Origin of the sequence: Cupriavidus gilardii (genome assembly GCF_013314895.1) — a bacterium.
GTDB lineage: Bacteria > Pseudomonadota > Gammaproteobacteria > Burkholderiales > Burkholderiaceae > Cupriavidus > Cupriavidus gilardii_C.
In genome coordinates, this window is sequence record NZ_JABTYE010000008.1 from 94440 (window position 1) to 110257 (window position 15818).

Annotated in this window: 15 protein-coding genes; 13 read left to right on the forward strand and 2 right to left on the reverse strand. The window is 67.2% G+C overall.

Annotation, left to right across the window (positions count from 1 at the left end; translation table 11 throughout):
* Window positions 1-99: 99 nt before the first annotated feature.
* Window positions 100-1914, reverse strand: a complete 1815-nt coding sequence (locus HTY53_RS10155) for a methyl-accepting chemotaxis protein (RefSeq protein WP_174106369.1) — start codon at window positions 1912-1914, stop codon at window positions 100-102.
* A gap of 945 nt (window positions 1915-2859) precedes the next feature.
* Between HTY53_RS10155 and HTY53_RS10160 the strand changes: the two genes are divergently transcribed.
* The 8 genes from HTY53_RS10160 to HTY53_RS10195 all read left to right on the forward strand — a co-directional run bounded on the left by HTY53_RS10160 (window position 2860) and on the right by HTY53_RS10195 (window position 9152).
* Window positions 2860-3189, forward strand: coding sequence for an RNA chaperone Hfq (locus HTY53_RS10160; RefSeq protein ID WP_174106370.1), 330 nt, complete (start codon window positions 2860-2862; stop codon window positions 3187-3189).
* A 222-nt stretch (window positions 3190-3411) separates the two neighbouring features.
* Window positions 3412-4602, forward strand: coding sequence for a FliC/FljB family flagellin (locus tag HTY53_RS10165; protein WP_174106371.1), 1191 nt, complete (start codon window positions 3412-3414; stop codon window positions 4600-4602).
* Window positions 4603-4732: 130 nt separating this feature from the next.
* On the forward strand, window positions 4733-5104 hold the full coding sequence (locus HTY53_RS10170) for a flagellar protein FlaG (protein ID WP_174106372.1): 372 nt from the start codon (window positions 4733-4735) through the stop codon (window positions 5102-5104).
* A gap of 45 nt (window positions 5105-5149) precedes the next feature.
* Window positions 5150-6598, forward strand: coding sequence for a flagellar filament capping protein FliD (gene fliD, locus HTY53_RS10175; RefSeq protein ID WP_174106373.1), 1449 nt, complete (start codon window positions 5150-5152; stop codon window positions 6596-6598).
* 21 nt (window positions 6599-6619) lie between these two features.
* Window positions 6620-7078, forward strand: coding sequence for a flagellar export chaperone FliS (fliS, locus tag HTY53_RS10180; protein ID WP_174106374.1), 459 nt, complete (start codon window positions 6620-6622; stop codon window positions 7076-7078).
* Complete coding sequence (locus HTY53_RS10185; RefSeq protein ID WP_174106375.1) at window positions 7078-7413, forward strand: flagellar protein FliT; 336 nt, start codon at window positions 7078-7080, stop codon at window positions 7411-7413. Before fliS ends, HTY53_RS10185 begins: the two co-directional genes overlap by 1 nt.
* Before the next feature lie 69 nt (window positions 7414-7482).
* On the forward strand, window positions 7483-8868 hold the full coding sequence (locus HTY53_RS10190) for a flagellar hook-length control protein FliK (RefSeq protein ID WP_174106376.1): 1386 nt from the start codon (window positions 7483-7485) through the stop codon (window positions 8866-8868).
* A complete protein-coding gene (locus HTY53_RS10195; RefSeq protein WP_174106377.1) occupies window positions 8865-9152 on the forward strand; it encodes an EscU/YscU/HrcU family type III secretion system export apparatus switch protein in 288 nt (95 codons plus the stop codon). Before HTY53_RS10190 ends, HTY53_RS10195 begins: the two co-directional genes overlap by 4 nt.
* A 246-nt stretch (window positions 9153-9398) precedes the next feature.
* Here HTY53_RS10195 and fliE read toward each other — a convergent pair whose 3' ends face one another.
* A complete protein-coding gene (gene fliE, locus HTY53_RS10200) occupies window positions 9399-9719 on the reverse strand; it encodes a flagellar hook-basal body complex protein FliE (protein WP_174106378.1) in 321 nt (106 codons plus the stop codon).
* Window positions 9720-10226: 507 nt separating this feature from the next.
* Here fliE and fliF point away from each other — a divergent pair.
* The 5 genes from fliF (at window position 10227) to fliJ (ending at window position 15813) form a co-directional block, all read left to right on the forward strand.
* Entirely contained in the window at window positions 10227-11960 is a 1734-nt protein-coding gene (gene fliF, locus HTY53_RS10205) for a flagellar basal-body MS-ring/collar protein FliF (protein WP_174106379.1), read from the forward strand.
* Complete coding sequence (gene fliG, locus HTY53_RS10210) at window positions 11950-12942, forward strand: flagellar motor switch protein FliG (protein ID WP_053823465.1); 993 nt, start codon at window positions 11950-11952, stop codon at window positions 12940-12942. The genes fliF and fliG overlap by 11 nt, the downstream gene beginning before the upstream one ends.
* A 187-nt stretch (window positions 12943-13129) precedes the next feature.
* Window positions 13130-13894, forward strand: coding sequence for a flagellar assembly protein FliH (gene fliH / locus HTY53_RS10215; RefSeq protein WP_174106458.1), 765 nt, complete (start codon window positions 13130-13132; stop codon window positions 13892-13894).
* Window positions 13895-13913: 19 nt separating this feature from the next.
* Window positions 13914-15362 carry a flagellar protein export ATPase FliI gene (gene fliI / locus HTY53_RS10220; protein ID WP_238511949.1) on the forward strand — a complete coding sequence of 483 codons (1449 nt, stop codon included), beginning with the start codon at window positions 13914-13916 and terminating at the stop codon, window positions 15360-15362.
* Complete coding sequence (gene fliJ, locus HTY53_RS10225; protein WP_174106380.1) at window positions 15355-15813, forward strand: flagellar export protein FliJ; 459 nt, start codon at window positions 15355-15357, stop codon at window positions 15811-15813. Before fliI ends, fliJ begins: the two co-directional genes overlap by 8 nt.
* Window positions 15814-15818: the final 5 nt, after the last annotated feature.

The following is a 15818-nucleotide window of genomic DNA, read 5'->3' on the forward strand; positions in this document are numbered from 1 at the left end:
CAAATATAGACGACAAACTTGAGCGCCAAATCTTGCATTCATCGCACCGGCGGAGGGCCGCGCACCGCTGAGGCGCCTGCCTGGCGCCCCAACGTGGTTTTAGAAGCTCTGCCAGTCATCCCCGCCAGCGCCCGGCACTCCCGCGGCGGCCAGCGCGGCAGGCCGCATCGGCACGCCACCGGACTTCGCGCCCGTTGCGGCACGATTCTCGGCACCAGAACCCGCAGCCTTGCCAGTCGGGGCCGTCGCACGCGGCGAGGCCGAGGCTGCCCGCGCCGCAGCCTTGGCAGTCGGCGCCGGCATGGCAGGCACGGGCTCCCGGGCCGGTTGCGGGGCGCGAGGCAATGCGGCCGGCGCCGCCTCGACACGGAACTTCGCCGCGTCCTGCACCAGCCCCGCCGCCTGCTGCTGCAGGCTTTCGGCGGCGGCTGCCGCCTGTTCGACCAGCGCGGCGTTCTGCTGGGTCACGCTTTCCATCTGCGCGATCGCGCGGTTGACCTGCTCGATGCCGGTCGACTGCTCGGCGCTGGCGGCCGAGATCTCGCCCATGATGTCGGTGACGCGGCGAACGGCTTCCACGATGCCGTCCATGGTGCCGCCGGCCTGCTCGACCTGGCGGGCGCCGACTTCGACCTGCTCCACCGAGCGGCTGATCAGTTCGCCGATCTCCTTGGCCGCCGCGGCGCTGCGTTGGGCCAGGCTGCGCACCTCGGCCGCGACCACGCTGAAGCCGCGGCCCTGCTCGCCGGCACGAGCGGCCTCGACCGCCGCGTTCAGCGCCAGGATATTGGTCTGGAAGGCGATGCCCTCGATCACGCCGATGATCTCCGCGACCTTCGCCGACGACTGCGAGATGCCCTGCATCGTCTCGACCACGCTGCGCACCGTACGACCACCCTCGGCGGCCACCGCCGAGGCGTTGACGGCGAGCTGGTTGGCCTGGCGGGCGTTGTCGGCATTCTGGCGCACGGTCGAAGTCAGCTGCTCCATCGATGCCGCGGTCTGCTCGAGCGAGGCCGCCTGTTCCTCGGTACGTTGCGACAGATCGGTGTTGCCCTTGGCGATCTCGCGCGTGGCGCCGTCGATCGCGCCGGAGGCGCTCTGGATGCCGCGCACCAGTACGGACAGTTCCGCGAAGGCGCGCTGCATCGCCTTGAGCATCCGGCCCATCTCGTCATTGCCGTTGGCGCGGATGGCAAAGGCCAGGTCGCCCTGTGTCAGCGCCTCCGCCGCGGCCAACGCCTGCCGCGCCGGCCCGGTAATGGATCGCGTGATCGCCACGGCCAGTCCGACCGCCAGCAGCGCGGACACCGCGCCCAGCGCGAGCAGCAGATTGCGCGTGAACAGATAGTCGGCCTCCGCCTGCTGTACCGCTTCGGTAGCCATCTTGCGGCCCGAGGCGATCAGCGTGTCGAGGCGCTCGAAATACGCCGCCTGCGCGGCCGGCAGCGTGACGATCAGCCCGGCACGCGCGGCAACGAACTCGCCCGCCTGCAGTTGCGTCAGCAATTGGTCGAGCTGGGTGTTATAGGTGGCGCGATGCTTGCCGAGTTCGTCGAAGACCTGCTTGAGCGCAGCATTGTCCGAAGCGGCGATCAGCTTCGACAGGTCGTCGAGCGTGGCGCTCATCTGCTTGCGGCGCTCGTTGACGCGGCCGACATTCTGCTGGACCACGGCGGGATCTTCGGTCAACACCGCATCCCGGACCATGATGCCAATGGCCTGCGCGCCCTCCTTGACGCCGTCCAGTTCCATCACCTTGAGCAGGCGCTGCTCGACGGTCGCCCGCATCGACGCGTTCATATCGCCAAGCGCGAGCAGGCCGAAGCCTGCCACCACGGCCAGCAGCGCAACCATCGCGGCAAAGGCCCCCGCCAGGCGCGCGCCAATGCCGAAATGCTTCCATCCTCCCATACCGCCCCCTTTCCTCTCGTAGTCGACTCCGCGCGCATGCGCGGCGGTGCATCGCTAACGGCAGAATGGGATGCCTTCTTGATGGGCAGCAGATCGGCCGGGTGCCGCGTTGCGGCCAGAAACGTCCAGAGGACGAGATGGCGGGCATTGGCGCCACGCCCAAACGGAAAACAAGAGGCAAAAACGCCGTCAACTCCACCGATCGCCGCGGGCAGGACAGGTGTCCAATTGACGCCGAGCATCCGGTATTCCGCCTGAGGCGGCGAGACGTCCGGCATTGCACAGGACGCGGGCACAAAAAAAGAAGCCCACGCGCGGGGTGCTCGTAGGCTTTCCAGGACTGCTAGAGCCGATTGGCTCGTGGCCGACTATAGCGGTGCTTAGATGAGGTGTAAATACAGTTTCCATCAGGGTAAATGCCGATAGTGACGCCTACTTTGTTTTATGAATAAAACAAGAAATAGACGTTGCGGTGCGCGGCCAAATGTGCGGAGGTGAGTACGTACTCGGATAGAAACCGGCTTTCCATGCGGCTCTGTGCATCGACGGCGCATCGGAAGCCACTTTCCCCGTCGAACCGCAAGCTATATCGGCATTTGTAGGCAAGCGCTTAATTAGAGGTTTACTTCTAGGCACTTGCCGAGGCCCCTTCGAACCCCGAGTTGTAAAAATTTGTTACTCTCCGGGCCGAAGTATTCCCCTTCTCTCCTGGCAGCACCGCCAGTCCGACCGTCGAGGCACAACATCCGCGAACAACAAGCGCCACGGCCGCAAGGACACGCGATGACTTCCCCCGCGCCGGTACCGAGAGCGAATGTTTCATCCCTCGCCATGATCAGGCTCTCGCCAACACGGATACCGTCACGCCGCATCCGGGCTGGTTCGTGCTCGATCCCCGTACCGTTGCCTGCCGACAGAACCCAATCGGGCTCGACCGGAGAAGTCGTGAAGTATCAGGAAATCAGAAGCATTCGCCCGGGCCGTCAGCTGCAGGACCGACAACTGGCATTTCACCGCGCCAGCCGCCATCCGGTGGTCCTCCATTTGACCAGCGGCGTGCGCCTGCACGGGATTGTGGTCGGCGCGGACGCCTATATGGTGTTGCTCGCCGTGGCCCCGGGCGACCCGGCGCCCCAGATCGTCTACAAGCATGCGATTGCCGCGATCACCCCGGATAGTGCCGACGGACAGCCGATCGAATTACCCCGCGACGAGGTGCCGCCCGAGTTTGTCCGCCTCTTTACCCCCCGCACGCGGACCCGGCGGCGCGCCTGAGCTCCGCAGGCAGCCGCCGCCAGCCCGCCACCCGCTCGCCACCAGCCCGCCCGCAGCCTTGCAATGACAGCTTTCCGCACCGCCGCCTGAAGATCACTCTAAACCTTTCGGCAGCCCGGTCGATAACCTTGGCAACGGAGGCACTTCACGCCCTGCAGTGCAGGCAGCCAACGTTACGGCACCCGCCGGAATGCGTAAAACATTGCAAATAGGAGTCGTACCATGGCGCAAGTCATTAATACCAACTCGTTGTCTCTGATGACTCAGAACAACCTGAACACGTCGCAATCGGCGCTGAACACCGCGATCCAGCGCCTGTCCTCGGGCCTGCGTATCAACAGCGCCAAGGACGACGCGGCTGGTCAGGCAATTGCCAACCGCTTCACCGCCAACATCAAGGGCCTGACCCAGGCTCAGCGCAACGCCAACGACGGCATCTCGCTGGCGCAGACGACCGAAGGCGCGCTGACGGAAGTCAACAACAACCTGCAGCGTATCCGTGAACTGTCGGTGCAAGCCGCGACCGGCTCGAACTCGGCTTCGGACCTGCAGTCGATCCAGGACGAAATCAAGCAGCGTCTGGAAGAAATCAACCGTGTCTCGGAACAGACCCAGTTCAACGGCGTCAAGGTTCTGGCCAAGGACACCAAGATGAACATCCAGGTCGGCGCGAACGACGGCGAAATCATCGCCATCGACCTGAAGGAAATCACCGCCAAGACCCTGGGTCTGGACGGCTTCAACGTGTCGGGCCCGAAGGGCACGCCGGCCGCTCTGGTCGCCGCTGACTACCAGGCCGCCTACGGCGCCACGACGCAAGTCACCGGTACGGCCGTGAGCGAAGCCAACGCTGGCGACCTGGCCTCGCGCCTGGGCGTCGCTGCCGGTAGCGTTGCCCTGGCCGCCACGGCCGAGAAGGACGACAACGGCAACTGGTTCGCCACCGTGACGATCACGGCTGCCGACGCAACCGAAGTGAGCACGCTGAAGGCCAAGGGCTTCGAAGTCGAAGCGACCGTTGCGAAGGAGTTCTACATCGCTCTGGACCCGCAATCGGCCGACCTGTCGACCCCGACCTCGGCTGCTTTCGCGATCGACACCGCCAACATCCAACTGTCCAGCATCACCTCGGGCGCGAGCTCGAACCCGCTGGCCAAGCTGGACGCAGCCCTGGCGGACGTCGACACGCTGCGCAGCTCGCTGGGTGCGGTGCAAAACCGTTTCGACTCGGTGATCTCGAACCTGGGCACCACCGTGACGAACCTGTCGGCTTCGCGTTCGCGCATCCAGGACGCTGACTACGCAACGGAAGTGTCGAACATGACCCGCGCGCAGATCCTGCAGCAAGCTGGTACCTCGGTGCTGGCTCAAGCCAACCAGACCACGCAAAACGTGCTGTCGCTGCTGCGTTAATTCGCAACGGCGCGGAAGGCCGGGCCGCAAGGCCCGGTTTTCCGCTGGGAATGCTTTGCAGGCAGTTCGCTGCCTGCAAAGCGTTTCTTCGGAAGCGCCCCGATCGAACCGAACCGAAGCGGAATCGACCATGGCACCTCCCTCCGTCTCGCCCGTCGCCACGCCCTCCGGCGTGGCGCTGCCAGCCGTGCCGCAGAGCACGGCGGCCGCATTGCCGCCGGTCGCCGGCGGCGCGGACCCGGCCATCCCGCCAGCCGTTCCAGGCGAGGCCGTGGAGGCAGCAGCGGACATCCGCCGCGCGATCGGCGAGCTGACAGAGGTGCTGCGCACCACGTCGATCGGCCTGCGCTTCGAGATCGATGAGGCAACGAACCGCGTGGTGACCAAGGTCATCGACAAGGAAACCGGCGAACTGATCCGTCAGATGCCGACCGAGGAAGTGCTGCGGTTCGCCCGCGCGCTGGACAGGCTGCAGGGCGTGTTCGTCCGCCAGGCGGCATGACGACGCGCGCATCGTAGACAAGCTGAACAACAAAGGCAAAAGACTATGGCTACCATCTCCAACATCGGTGTCGGCTCCGGACTCGAACTTGGCGCGCTGCTCGAGAAACTCGAGGCCGCGGAAAAGGCGCCGCTGAAGCTGCTCGAGACCCAGGCGTCCAGCTACCAAGCCAAGCTTTCCGCCTACGGCACGCTCAGCAGCGTGCTGTCCGCCTACCAGAGCGCCGCCAAGAAGCTGGCCGATGCTGCTACCTTCGGCGCCGCCAAGGCGGTGGCCGGTTCCACCGACATCATGACCGCCGCGGCAGGCTCCAACGCCGTGCCGGGCACCTACTCGGTCAACGTCACCAGCCTCGCGCAGGCACAATCGCTGGTCGGCACCAACGTCGCCAGCCAGACCACCGCGATCGGCACCGGCAAGATCACCTTCGAATTCGGCACCCGCCAGGGCTACAACGAAGGCACCGGCGGCTACACCGATCCGCTTGACTTCACCGCCGATGCCGCGCGCACCAAGACCGTCGAGATCAAGCCCGGCCAGAACTCGCTGCAGGGCATTCGCGACGCGATCAATCAGGCCAACGTGGGCGTGACCGCCAGCATCGTCAACGACGGCAGCGGCACGCCCTATCGCCTGGTGCTGACCTCGAACACCACCGGCGAACAGTCCAGCATGCGCATTACCGCGGACAGCCCCGAACTGAGCAATCTGGTCGGCTTCGATCCGACCCAGGCGGTGCAGCCCAGCGGCATGCAGGAGACGGTGCGCGCGACCAACGCCAAGCTCAAGATCAATGGCATCGACGTCGTCAGCCAGAGCAATACCGTCACCGATGCGGCCCAGGGCGTCACGCTGACGCTGAACAAGACCGGCACCAGCAGCCTGACCGTCACGCGCGACACCGAGGCGATCAAGGCCGCGATCCAGGGCTTCGTCACCGCGTACAACAACATCCAGAGCACGGCCAAGTCGCTGACCGCGTTCGACACGACCACCGGCAGCAGCGCCGCACTGAACGGCGACAGCACGCTGCGCTCGATCCAGACCAGTCTGCGCAGCATGCTGAACGTGCCGCAGCCGGACGGCAAGGGCGGCACGATCACGCTGTCGGAGATCGGCGTTTCGTTCACCAAGGACGGCACGCTGCAGGTCGACGACAAGAAGCTGACCAAGGCGATCAGCGAGAACCTCGGCGGCGTGACCTCGATGTTCTCGCACACCACCGGCGCCGGCGGCTACGGCAAGCAGATCACCGACGCCATCGACGACCTGAACGAAACCAACGGGGCGATCAAGGTTGCCACCGATGGCCTGACCGAGAGCCTGAAGGACCTCGAAGATCGCTACGCGCAGGTCGAGGACCGCGTCAACACGACCATCGAACGCTACCGCGCGCAGTTCACGGAACTGGACCTGCTGGTCAGCAAGCTCAATCAGACCCGCAGCTATCTGACCGAGCAGTTCGCCGCGCTGGCCAACCAGACCAAGAAGTAACCAACGGCAAGGATCGCCATCATGTATGCGCGCCAAGCAATCAACGCTTATGCCCGGGTCGGTGTGCAGACCGGGGCCATGAGCGCCAGCCCGCACAAGCTCATCGCCATGCTGTACGACGGCGCGCGTTCGGCCATTGCGCAGGCCAAGTTCCACCTCGATGCCGGCGACGTGCAGGCGCGCGGCCTGGCCATTTCCAAGGCGATCGACATTGTCGACAACGGCCTGCGCGCGGTGCTGGACCACGACACCGGCGGCGAGATCGCCGCCAATCTTGAAGCGCTGTACGACTACATGACCCGCCGGCTGCTGCTGGCCAATGTGCGCAGCGATGTCACACTGCTCAACGAGGTCGACGCGCTGCTGGAAAACCTCGCCACCGCATGGGCGCAGATCGGCGAACCGGAAGCCGGCGACCACGCCGCGCAATCGGCGGCCCCGGCTCAGTCGGCGGCCGTTGCCGAAGCACAGGAGAACTGATGATGCGTACCGTGTCTCCTACCGTGCTGAATTACGAGGAACTGCTGGTGCTGTCCGAGCAGATGCTCGAGGCCGCCGAGGCGGAAAACTGGACCGCCTTCAACGACGTGCAGACGGTCTACCTCGCCGTGGTGGACCGCCTGCGCGAGCTCGAGCACAACGTGCCGGTCTCGGCCGAAGAACGGATGCGGCGCCACGCGCTGCTCGACCGGATCCTGGCGTACGACGCCCGCATCCGCGATCTGATGCTGCCGCACCTGGCGCGCCTGGGCCAATTGCTGGGCGATTCGCGCCGCCGTCAGAACCTTTCGCACGCCTATCGCACGCTTGCCTGAGCCCATGCCGGGTCCCGCTGGCCGTCGCCGGCAAGCCGGTGACCCAGCAGACCATCCGGAACCATCCCCATGACCGCGATCCATTTGCCGCCCGGTTCGCCGTCAGGGCAAAGCCTCGATGCCAACACCCTGCGCGCGCAGGTCTCGGCCAACAAGCTTGCCGCGCTGATTCCCACGGCCAGCCCCGGCGGCGCCACGGTGCGGCAGTCCGACGGCACCTCCACCGGCGCGGTCGAACAGCCGGTGCGGACAGGTCCGCAAGGCCAGACCCCAGCGACGCCGCCGATCGGCTCCACGCGCGAAACCCTGAGTTTCGCCGCTCGCACCATCCTCACGCTGCTGGCCCAGGGCTCGGCCGCGCCGCTGCGCAGCGCCGGTCCGCTGCTGGCCGTGCCGCCCTCGCGCCTGCCCGAGGGCTCCATGCAGGTGCGGCAGGCGCTGATGCATCTCGTGCAGGACAGCGGGCTCTTCTACGAGTCGCATCTGGCGCAGTGGATTGCCGGCGAACGCGGGCTCGCCAGCCTGGCCCGCGAGCCGCAGGCCGGAATCGGCCGGCACCCCTATCCGGGCAGCGGTGCACCGCATGGCGGCACCGCTTCTGGTCAGGGATCGGCGGCCGGCACCTACGGCGCGGAACCGGGCGCCGCAATGCGCCCCTCGACCACCGCGCCACTACCCACGCTGCCCTCTGCCTCGCCCTCTGACGCCCAGGCCCTGAGCAGCGCGATCCAGGCGCTGGCCGCCGCCGAGCCCTCGCAGGCGGTGCTCGACGCGGCGTTGAATGCGGCCCGCTCCGCGGCGGGCGCGGGCCCCGATGCAGGCACCGAAGAGCCAGCCGCGACGCCGCGGGATACGGGCGCCCGATCCGGTGAAGCGCCGCGCGGCAGCGAAACGCCGCGTTCGCTGCAGGCCGCCGCGCAGGCCTACCAGGCAGCAGCCAACGATGCCGCCCGCCAGGCCGGGACGCAGACGCTCCTGAACACGGCCACCGACGGCGACGCACAGGCCCGGCCCGATGCCACCGGAAGCATGCCGAAAGCCGAAGCCGCCCCTGCCATCCATCCGGATACCGAAGGCATCGTGCGCCAGCAGCTCGAACTGTTGGCCACCCAGCAATTCCGCTGGGCCGGCGAAGCGTGGCCCGGCACGCCGATGCAATGGGACATTGCCGAACGCCAGCAGGAGCAGGGGTCATCCGGCGAGCACGGCGACGGCGCGGACGAGCGCACATGGTCCAGCCGCCTGGTGCTGGAACTGCCTCAGTTGGGAACGGTGGAAGCGCGCCTGACTCTGACGCCGAACGGCCTGGAGACCCGGCTCGCAGTGCAGGAAGACCGCATCGCGCGGATGCTGGACGACGCGCAGGACCGCCTGCGCAATAACCTCGGCGCGCGCGGCATCGATCTGCTGCATTTCTCGATCCGCCGGGACACCGACGCGGAGGGCGCGGCATGAGCCAGCAGGACCCGCCCCGCGGCGCCGCCGTCGCGCTGTCGTACCAGAAAAACGACGCGGCCCCGCGCGTGGTGGCCAAGGGCTACGGCCTGATCGCCGACTCGATCATCGCGCAGGCGCGCGAGGCCGGCGTCTATGTTCACGACTCCCCGACGCTGGTCAACCTGCTGATGCAGGTCGACCTCGACAGCCAGATCCCGCCGCAGCTCTATACGGCGGTGGCCGAGCTTCTGGCGTGGCTGCATCGGCTGGAGGCCGATACGGGGATCGTGCGAATCGAATGAGGGGGCGGTAACACCCCTAAGACATGCTGAACAGGGCCACGATTCGTCTGCGAACCGTGCACGGAACCCTACAGCATGGTTCGAATCCCTATACCGATCATAGGGTTAGCGAATAATTTGCCCTACAACGAACCCTACGCGCCGCCAGACTTGTGGCGGCAGCCTGCTATTGGACGCCGATTGTTCGAGTCCGAAAACTCAATGATCACGTTGTAAAGGTGCGGCCTAGGATTTGGGTCGCGACGCTTACACCGCCATATTCATCACTTCCTGATACGCCATCGCCAGCCGGTTGCGCACCTGCACGCCCGTCTGGAACGAAATGCTGGCCTTCTGCATTTCGATCATCACGTCGTTCAGGGCGATTCCCGGCTTGCCCAGCTCGAACGCCTCGGCCAGGCCGTAGGCGCGTTCCTGGGCGCCGCTGATCTTTTGCAGCGAGCGCTGCAGTTCGCCGGCGAAGCCGGAGGCGGCGGCCGGAGCGGCCTGGGAAGTCGTGCCCGACGCGCTCTGCGCCAGGCCGCGCAGCTGCTGCAGCATGCCTTCGATGGAAGCAATCGAACTCATCGGTCTGTCTTTTCCGTGATTGGCGGGTTGCCGAAACGAGGTCGGCGCCCCTGAATTGGTCGAACGGTTGGTCAGCCAGTTGGTCGGCCTGTTGATCGGCCCTGTTGACCGGCCGGGCGGGCATGCGCGCAATACGGGCGCCCTTTCCCATCCAGCAGCCGAAGCGTACCCGCCGCGTCCCGCCCGGAATAGGGGGAAATCGGACCGAAAAGCCGCCCTATTCCCCCGATTGTCTGTGCGCCCGGTAACCGATCATCGCTACCGTGCCGGGTCTGGCGGGCTGTCGTCTTGCCGCTTCCCACCCGCATCCCTGGTTTGCTGCCAGCGAATGCATTAACGACACCGGCGCCCCTTTGTTTAACTATCGCGGAGAGTACGCGTGTTTTGTCTGCTGCGTGATCTGAGCCATGCCGACACCGGCCACCGCCAGGGCGGCGCACTGCGCCCCCGGCAAGGTTCGCCCCTGCCCGGCCGGCTCGGCGGGTCGGCCAACACGGAGGTCCGCGCATGAATGCCGCAGCCGTGCTGGGCAACCGCTCGGAATTGATCGAGCGCTTCAAGGGCAATCCGCGCCTGCCGCTGATGCTCGGCGGCGCCGCCCTGGCCGCCGCGATTGCCGTCGGCGTGCTGTGGTCGCGCAGCCCCGACTACAAGGTGCTGTACAGCAACCTGTCCGAACGCGACGGCGGCGCGGTGATCGCGTCGCTGCAGCAGATGAACGTGCCGTACAAGTTCGCCGAGGGCGGCGGTGCGGTGATGGTGCCGGCCGACAAGGTCCATGAGATGCGGCTGCGGCTGGCCTCGCAAGGCCTGCCCAAGAGCGGCAACGCCGGCATGGAGCTGATGGACAACCAGAAGTTCGGCATCAGCCAGTTCGCCGAACAGGTCAATTACCAGCGCGGGCTCGAAGGCGAGCTCGCGCGCTCGATCGAATCGATCGCCGCGGTGCAGTCCGCGCGCGTGCATCTGGCCATTCCGAAGCCGACGCTGTTCGTGCGCGAGCGCCAGAAGCCGACCGCCTCGATCGTGCTGACGTTGCATCCCGGCCGTGCCATCGACGAGGGCCAGGTCGCGGCGATCAGCCATCTGGTGTCGTCGAGCGTGCCCGAGCTGACGCCGAAGTCGATCTCGATCGTCGACCAGCATGGCAATCTGCTGTCCGGCAACGGCAGCAACGAGCGCATGCTTGATGCCACGCAGCTCAAGTACGTGCAGACGCTCGAGCGCACCTATGTGCAGCGCGTCGAATCGATCCTCGCGCCCATCGTCGGCCAGGGCAATGTGAAGGCGCAGGTTACCGCCGACGTCGACTTCAATATCGTCGAGCACACCGACGAATCGTTCAAGCCGAACCAGGACCCGACCCGCGCGGCGATCCGCAGCCAGCAGACCAGCGAATCGAGCCAGCAAGGCGGCTCGCCGGTCGGCGGCGTGCCGGGCGCGCTGTCGAACCAGCCGCCGCTGCAGGCCGCCGCGCCGGTGGTCACGCAGCAGCCGGGACAGCAAGGACAACAGGGTCAACAAGGACAGCCGGGCCAGCAAGGCCAGGCCGGTCAGCAGGCGCAGGGCCAACAGGCCGGCACCGCCAATACGCAGGCCGCCCTCGCCGGCGCCCAGTCCGGCCCGAGCAGCAACCGCCGCGACTCGACCACGAACTACGAGCTCGACCGCACCGTGCGCCACGTGCAGCAGGCACCGGGCGGCATCCGCCGACTGTCGGTGGCGGTGGTGGTCAACCATCGCCAGGTGGCGGGCCCGAACGGCAAGATCACCAGCGAGCCGCTGACGGCCGCGCAACTGGCGCAGATCGAGAACCTCGCCAAGGAGGCGATGGGCTTCTCGCCGGCGCGCGGCGACTCGCTCAATGTGGTCAACAGCCCGTTCACCTCCGGCGACGAGATCAAACCCGAACTGCCGCTGTGGAAGCAACCCGAAATGATCGAGCTGGCCAAGACCGCCGCGCAATACCTGCTGCTGGCACTGCTGGCCCTGTTCGTGTGGTTCAAGGTGGCACGGCCGATCCTGCGCAAGTACACCGCGCCGCCGTTGCCGCCGCCAGCCGAGGCCAATGCGGCCGAGTCGGTGCTGCTGCCGGTCGAGGAGCAGCAGCCGGATCCGGAAGTGCTGCGCCTGACCGCCAAATACGAAAGCGATCTCGCCCTGGTGCGCGACGCCGCGCAACGCGACCCGCGTCTGGTCGCCAGTGTGATCAAGAACTGGATGTCTAGCGATGAACGGTGAGGGCTTGCAGAAGAGCGCCATCCTGATGATGTCGCTCGGTGAGGATGCGGCGGCCGAGGTGTTCAAGCACCTGTCGCCGCGCGAAGTGCAGACGCTGGGCTCGGCCATGGCGTCGCTGAACGCCGTCACGCGAGAAGAAATGGCGGCCGTGCTGGCCGAGTTCCGCAGCGAGACCGAGCAGTTCCTGGCGCTGTCGGTCGACTCGAGCACCTTCATCAAGAGCGTCCTGAACAAGGCGCTGGGCGAGGAACGCGCGCTGTCGGTGATCGAGGACATCCTGGAATCGCGCGATCCGGGCAGCGGCATCGACTCGCTGAACTGGATGGACGCGACCTCGGTGGCCGAGCTGATCCGCGACGAGCATCCGCAGATCATCGCCACCATCCTGATCCATCTGGACCGGCAGAAGGCCTCCGAGGTGCTGGCGCTGTTCACCGACCGTCTGCGCAACGACGTGGTGCTGCGGATCGCCACCTTCGGCGGCGTGCAGCCGGGCGCGCTGCAGGAACTGACCGACGTGCTGACCAAGCTGCTGGCGGGCCAGAGCCTGAAGCGCAGCCGCATGGGCGGCATCCGCACCGCGGCCGAGATCATCAACCTGATGAACACCACGCACGAGGAGGCGGTGATCGCCGGCGTGCGCCAGCACGACAGCGACCTCGCGCAGAAGATCATCGACGAGATGTTCCTGTTCGAGAATCTGCTGGAAGTGGACGATCGCGGCATCCAGCGCGTGCTCAAGGAAATCGCCACCGAGTCGCTGATCGTCGCGCTCAAGGGCGCGCCGCAGGAACTGCGCGACAAGTTCATCCGCAACATGTCGACCCGTGCGGGCGAGATGCTGCGCGAGGACCTCGAAGCGCTGGGCCCGGTGCGCGTGTCGCAGGTCGAGGCCGAGCAGAAGAGCATCCTGCAGGTGGTAAGACGCCTGGCCGACGCCGGCGAGATCCAGATCGGAGCCGGCGACGATGCCTATGTCTAACCCTTACGCGCGGCAGGCGCTGGGCCACCATCTCGGCGGCCCGGTCGGCAACGAACGCGACGACGAACGCGACGACGGTTTCGGCGCGCGCTACGAGCCGCGCGCCCAGGCCCGCGCCGCCGTGCCCTCGGCGTCCACCGTTTCGTCGGGCCCCTCCGGCCCCTCCGCCCCCTCCGTGGGCTTGAACATGCGCGGCAGCCGCGACAGCGCCGGCTTCGAGTCCTTCGATGCATTCGGCGCCGATGCGCCGCAGCCTGGCGGCAAGCATGCCGGCCGGAGCAACGACAGCAACGGCTGGCGCCGCTGGAAGATGTCGGCTTTCGACGCGCCGCCGCCTCCGCCGCCCGCGTTCGAAGCCGAACCGGACGAGCCGGCGCCGCCGCCGATCGACTTCGCCGCGCTCGACGCGATGCGCGAAGGCGCCCGCAAGGAAGGCTATGCCCAGGGCTACACGCAGGGCCAGACCCAGGGCTATGGTGACGGCCATCGCGAAGGCTATGCGCGCGGCCTCGAAACCGCGCGTCAGGAGGCCGCCCGTCTGCAGGAGCTGGCCACCACCTTCGCCGGCGCGCTGCGCCGCATCGACGACGAGGTTGGCCAGACGCTGATCGCCCTGGCGCTCGACGTCGCCCGCAAGCTGGTGCAGGACACCGTCGCGCACAACCCGGCCGTGCTGTTGCCTGCCGTCCGCGAGCTGCTGGCCAACGAACCGGCGCTGTCCGGCGCACCCTGCCTGCTGCTCAATCCCGACGATGTCGAGCTGGTGCAGACGCATCTGGCTGGCGAGCTCGAAGCGGCAGGCTGGTCGGTGCGCCCCGATGCGACGGTGGCACGCGGCGGCTGCATTGCCAGCGCCGCCAGCGGCGAACTGGACGCGAAGCTGGCCACGCGCTGGAGCCGTGTCGTCAAGGCGCTCGGCCGCAACGATCCGTGGGAAGCGCCCGATGCGTGAGCCCGATGCCGCGCCGGCGATGAATCCCGCCGCGACCGACCCCGCCGGTGCCCCGCAGCTGCATGGGCAGCGCTGGCGCGATGCGCTGGCCGGCGCCGCTGCCAATGTCGCGGCGCTCGACAGCAAGCGCAGCTGCGGCCGGCTGACCCGCGCCGCCGGGCTGGTGCTGGAAGCAGTGGGCCTGCGCATGCCGGTCGGCAGCGACTGCCTGATCGAAATTCCCGGCCATGCCGGCGCGCCCGGCCATGGCCCGCGCATGGCGGAAGCCGAAGTGGTCGGCTTCGGCGCCGACCGCCTCTATCTGATGCCGCAGTCGGATGTGGTGGGCCTGGTCCCCGGCGCACGCGTCTATCCGCTCGAGCCGTCGCCTCTGCCCAGCGGCGACAGCGCGCCACGCGAGCCCGGCTCGAAGCGGCTGCCGGTCGGCGAAGGCCTGCTCGGCCGCGTGCTCGACGCCGCAGGCCGGCCGCTGGATGGCCTTGGGCCCTTGCAGGCCGCGCGCGAAGTGCCGCTGGCCGGATCGCAGATCAATCCGCTGTCGCGGGCCCCGATCGATACCGTGCTCGACGTCGGCGTGCGTGCGATCAACGGCATGCTGACGGTCGGCCGCGGCCAGCGCATGGGCCTGTTCGCCGGCTCGGGCGTCGGCAAGAGCGTGCTGCTCGGCATGATGGCCCGCTATACCAGCGCCGAAGTGATCGTGGTCGGCCTGATCGGCGAACGCGGCCGCGAGGTCAAGGACTTCATCGAGAACATCCTCGGCGAGGAAGGTCGTGCACGCTCGGTGGTGGTTGCCGCGCCCGCCGACACCTCGCCGCTGCTGCGCATGCAGGGCGCCGCCTATGCGACGCGCCTTGCCGAATATTTCCGCGATCAGGGCCGCCATGTGCTGCTGATCATGGATTCGCTGACGCGCTATGCGATGGCCCAGCGCGAGATTGCGCTGGCCATCGGCGAGCCGCCGGCAACCAAGGGCTACCCCCCTTCGGTGTTCGCCAAGCTGCCGACGTTGGTCGAGCGCGCCGGTAACGGCGCCGAGGGCGGCGGCTCGATCACCGCTTTCTATACCGTGCTGGCCGAGGGCGACGACCAGCAGGATCCGATCGCCGATTCGGCGCGCGCGATCCTCGACGGCCATATCGTGCTCTCGCGCAGCCTGGCCGAGGCCGGCCATTATCCGGCGATCGACGTCGAAGCCTCGATCAGCCGCGCAATGACCGCATTGATCTCGCCGGAGCAATTCGGCTCGGTGCGCCGCTTCAAGCAATTGATGTCGCGCTACCAGCGCAACCGCGATCTGATCAGCGTGGGCGCCTACGTGCCGGGCGCCGATCCCGAACTCGATCTTGCGATCCGTCTGCACCCGCGCATGGAAGCCTTCCTGCAGCAGGACATTCACGAGCGCGCCGGCTACGGCGAATCGATCGATCAACTGCATCTGCTCTTCGACAGGAGCGCGAATGGCTAAGACCTCTCCGTTGAACACGCTGGCCGATCTGGCCCAGAACGACACCGACACCGCCGCACGCGAGCTCGGACGGCTGCAAGGCCAGCGCACCCAGGCCGAGCAGCAGCTCGCCGCGCTGACCCAATACCGCCAGGAATATCGCGCGCGCATGCAGGCCTTGATGCAGAACGGCATGCCGTCGGCGCGCTGGCACGACTTCTCGCAGTTCCTCGATTCGCTCGACGCGGCGATCCGCCAGCAGACCGAGACGCTCGCCAAGGCCGAATCGCAATTGCTGGCCGGCCGCGCCAACTGGCAAAAGCAGAAGCAGCGCCTGAACTCCTTCGACACGCTGATCGCCCGCGCGGAGTCGCGCGAACAGCAGATTGCCGCCCGCCGCGAACAGCGCACCACCGACGAATACGCCGCCCGCGTGGCCAGCCAGCAGATCCGCAGCGGACACAACCAATAAGCCCC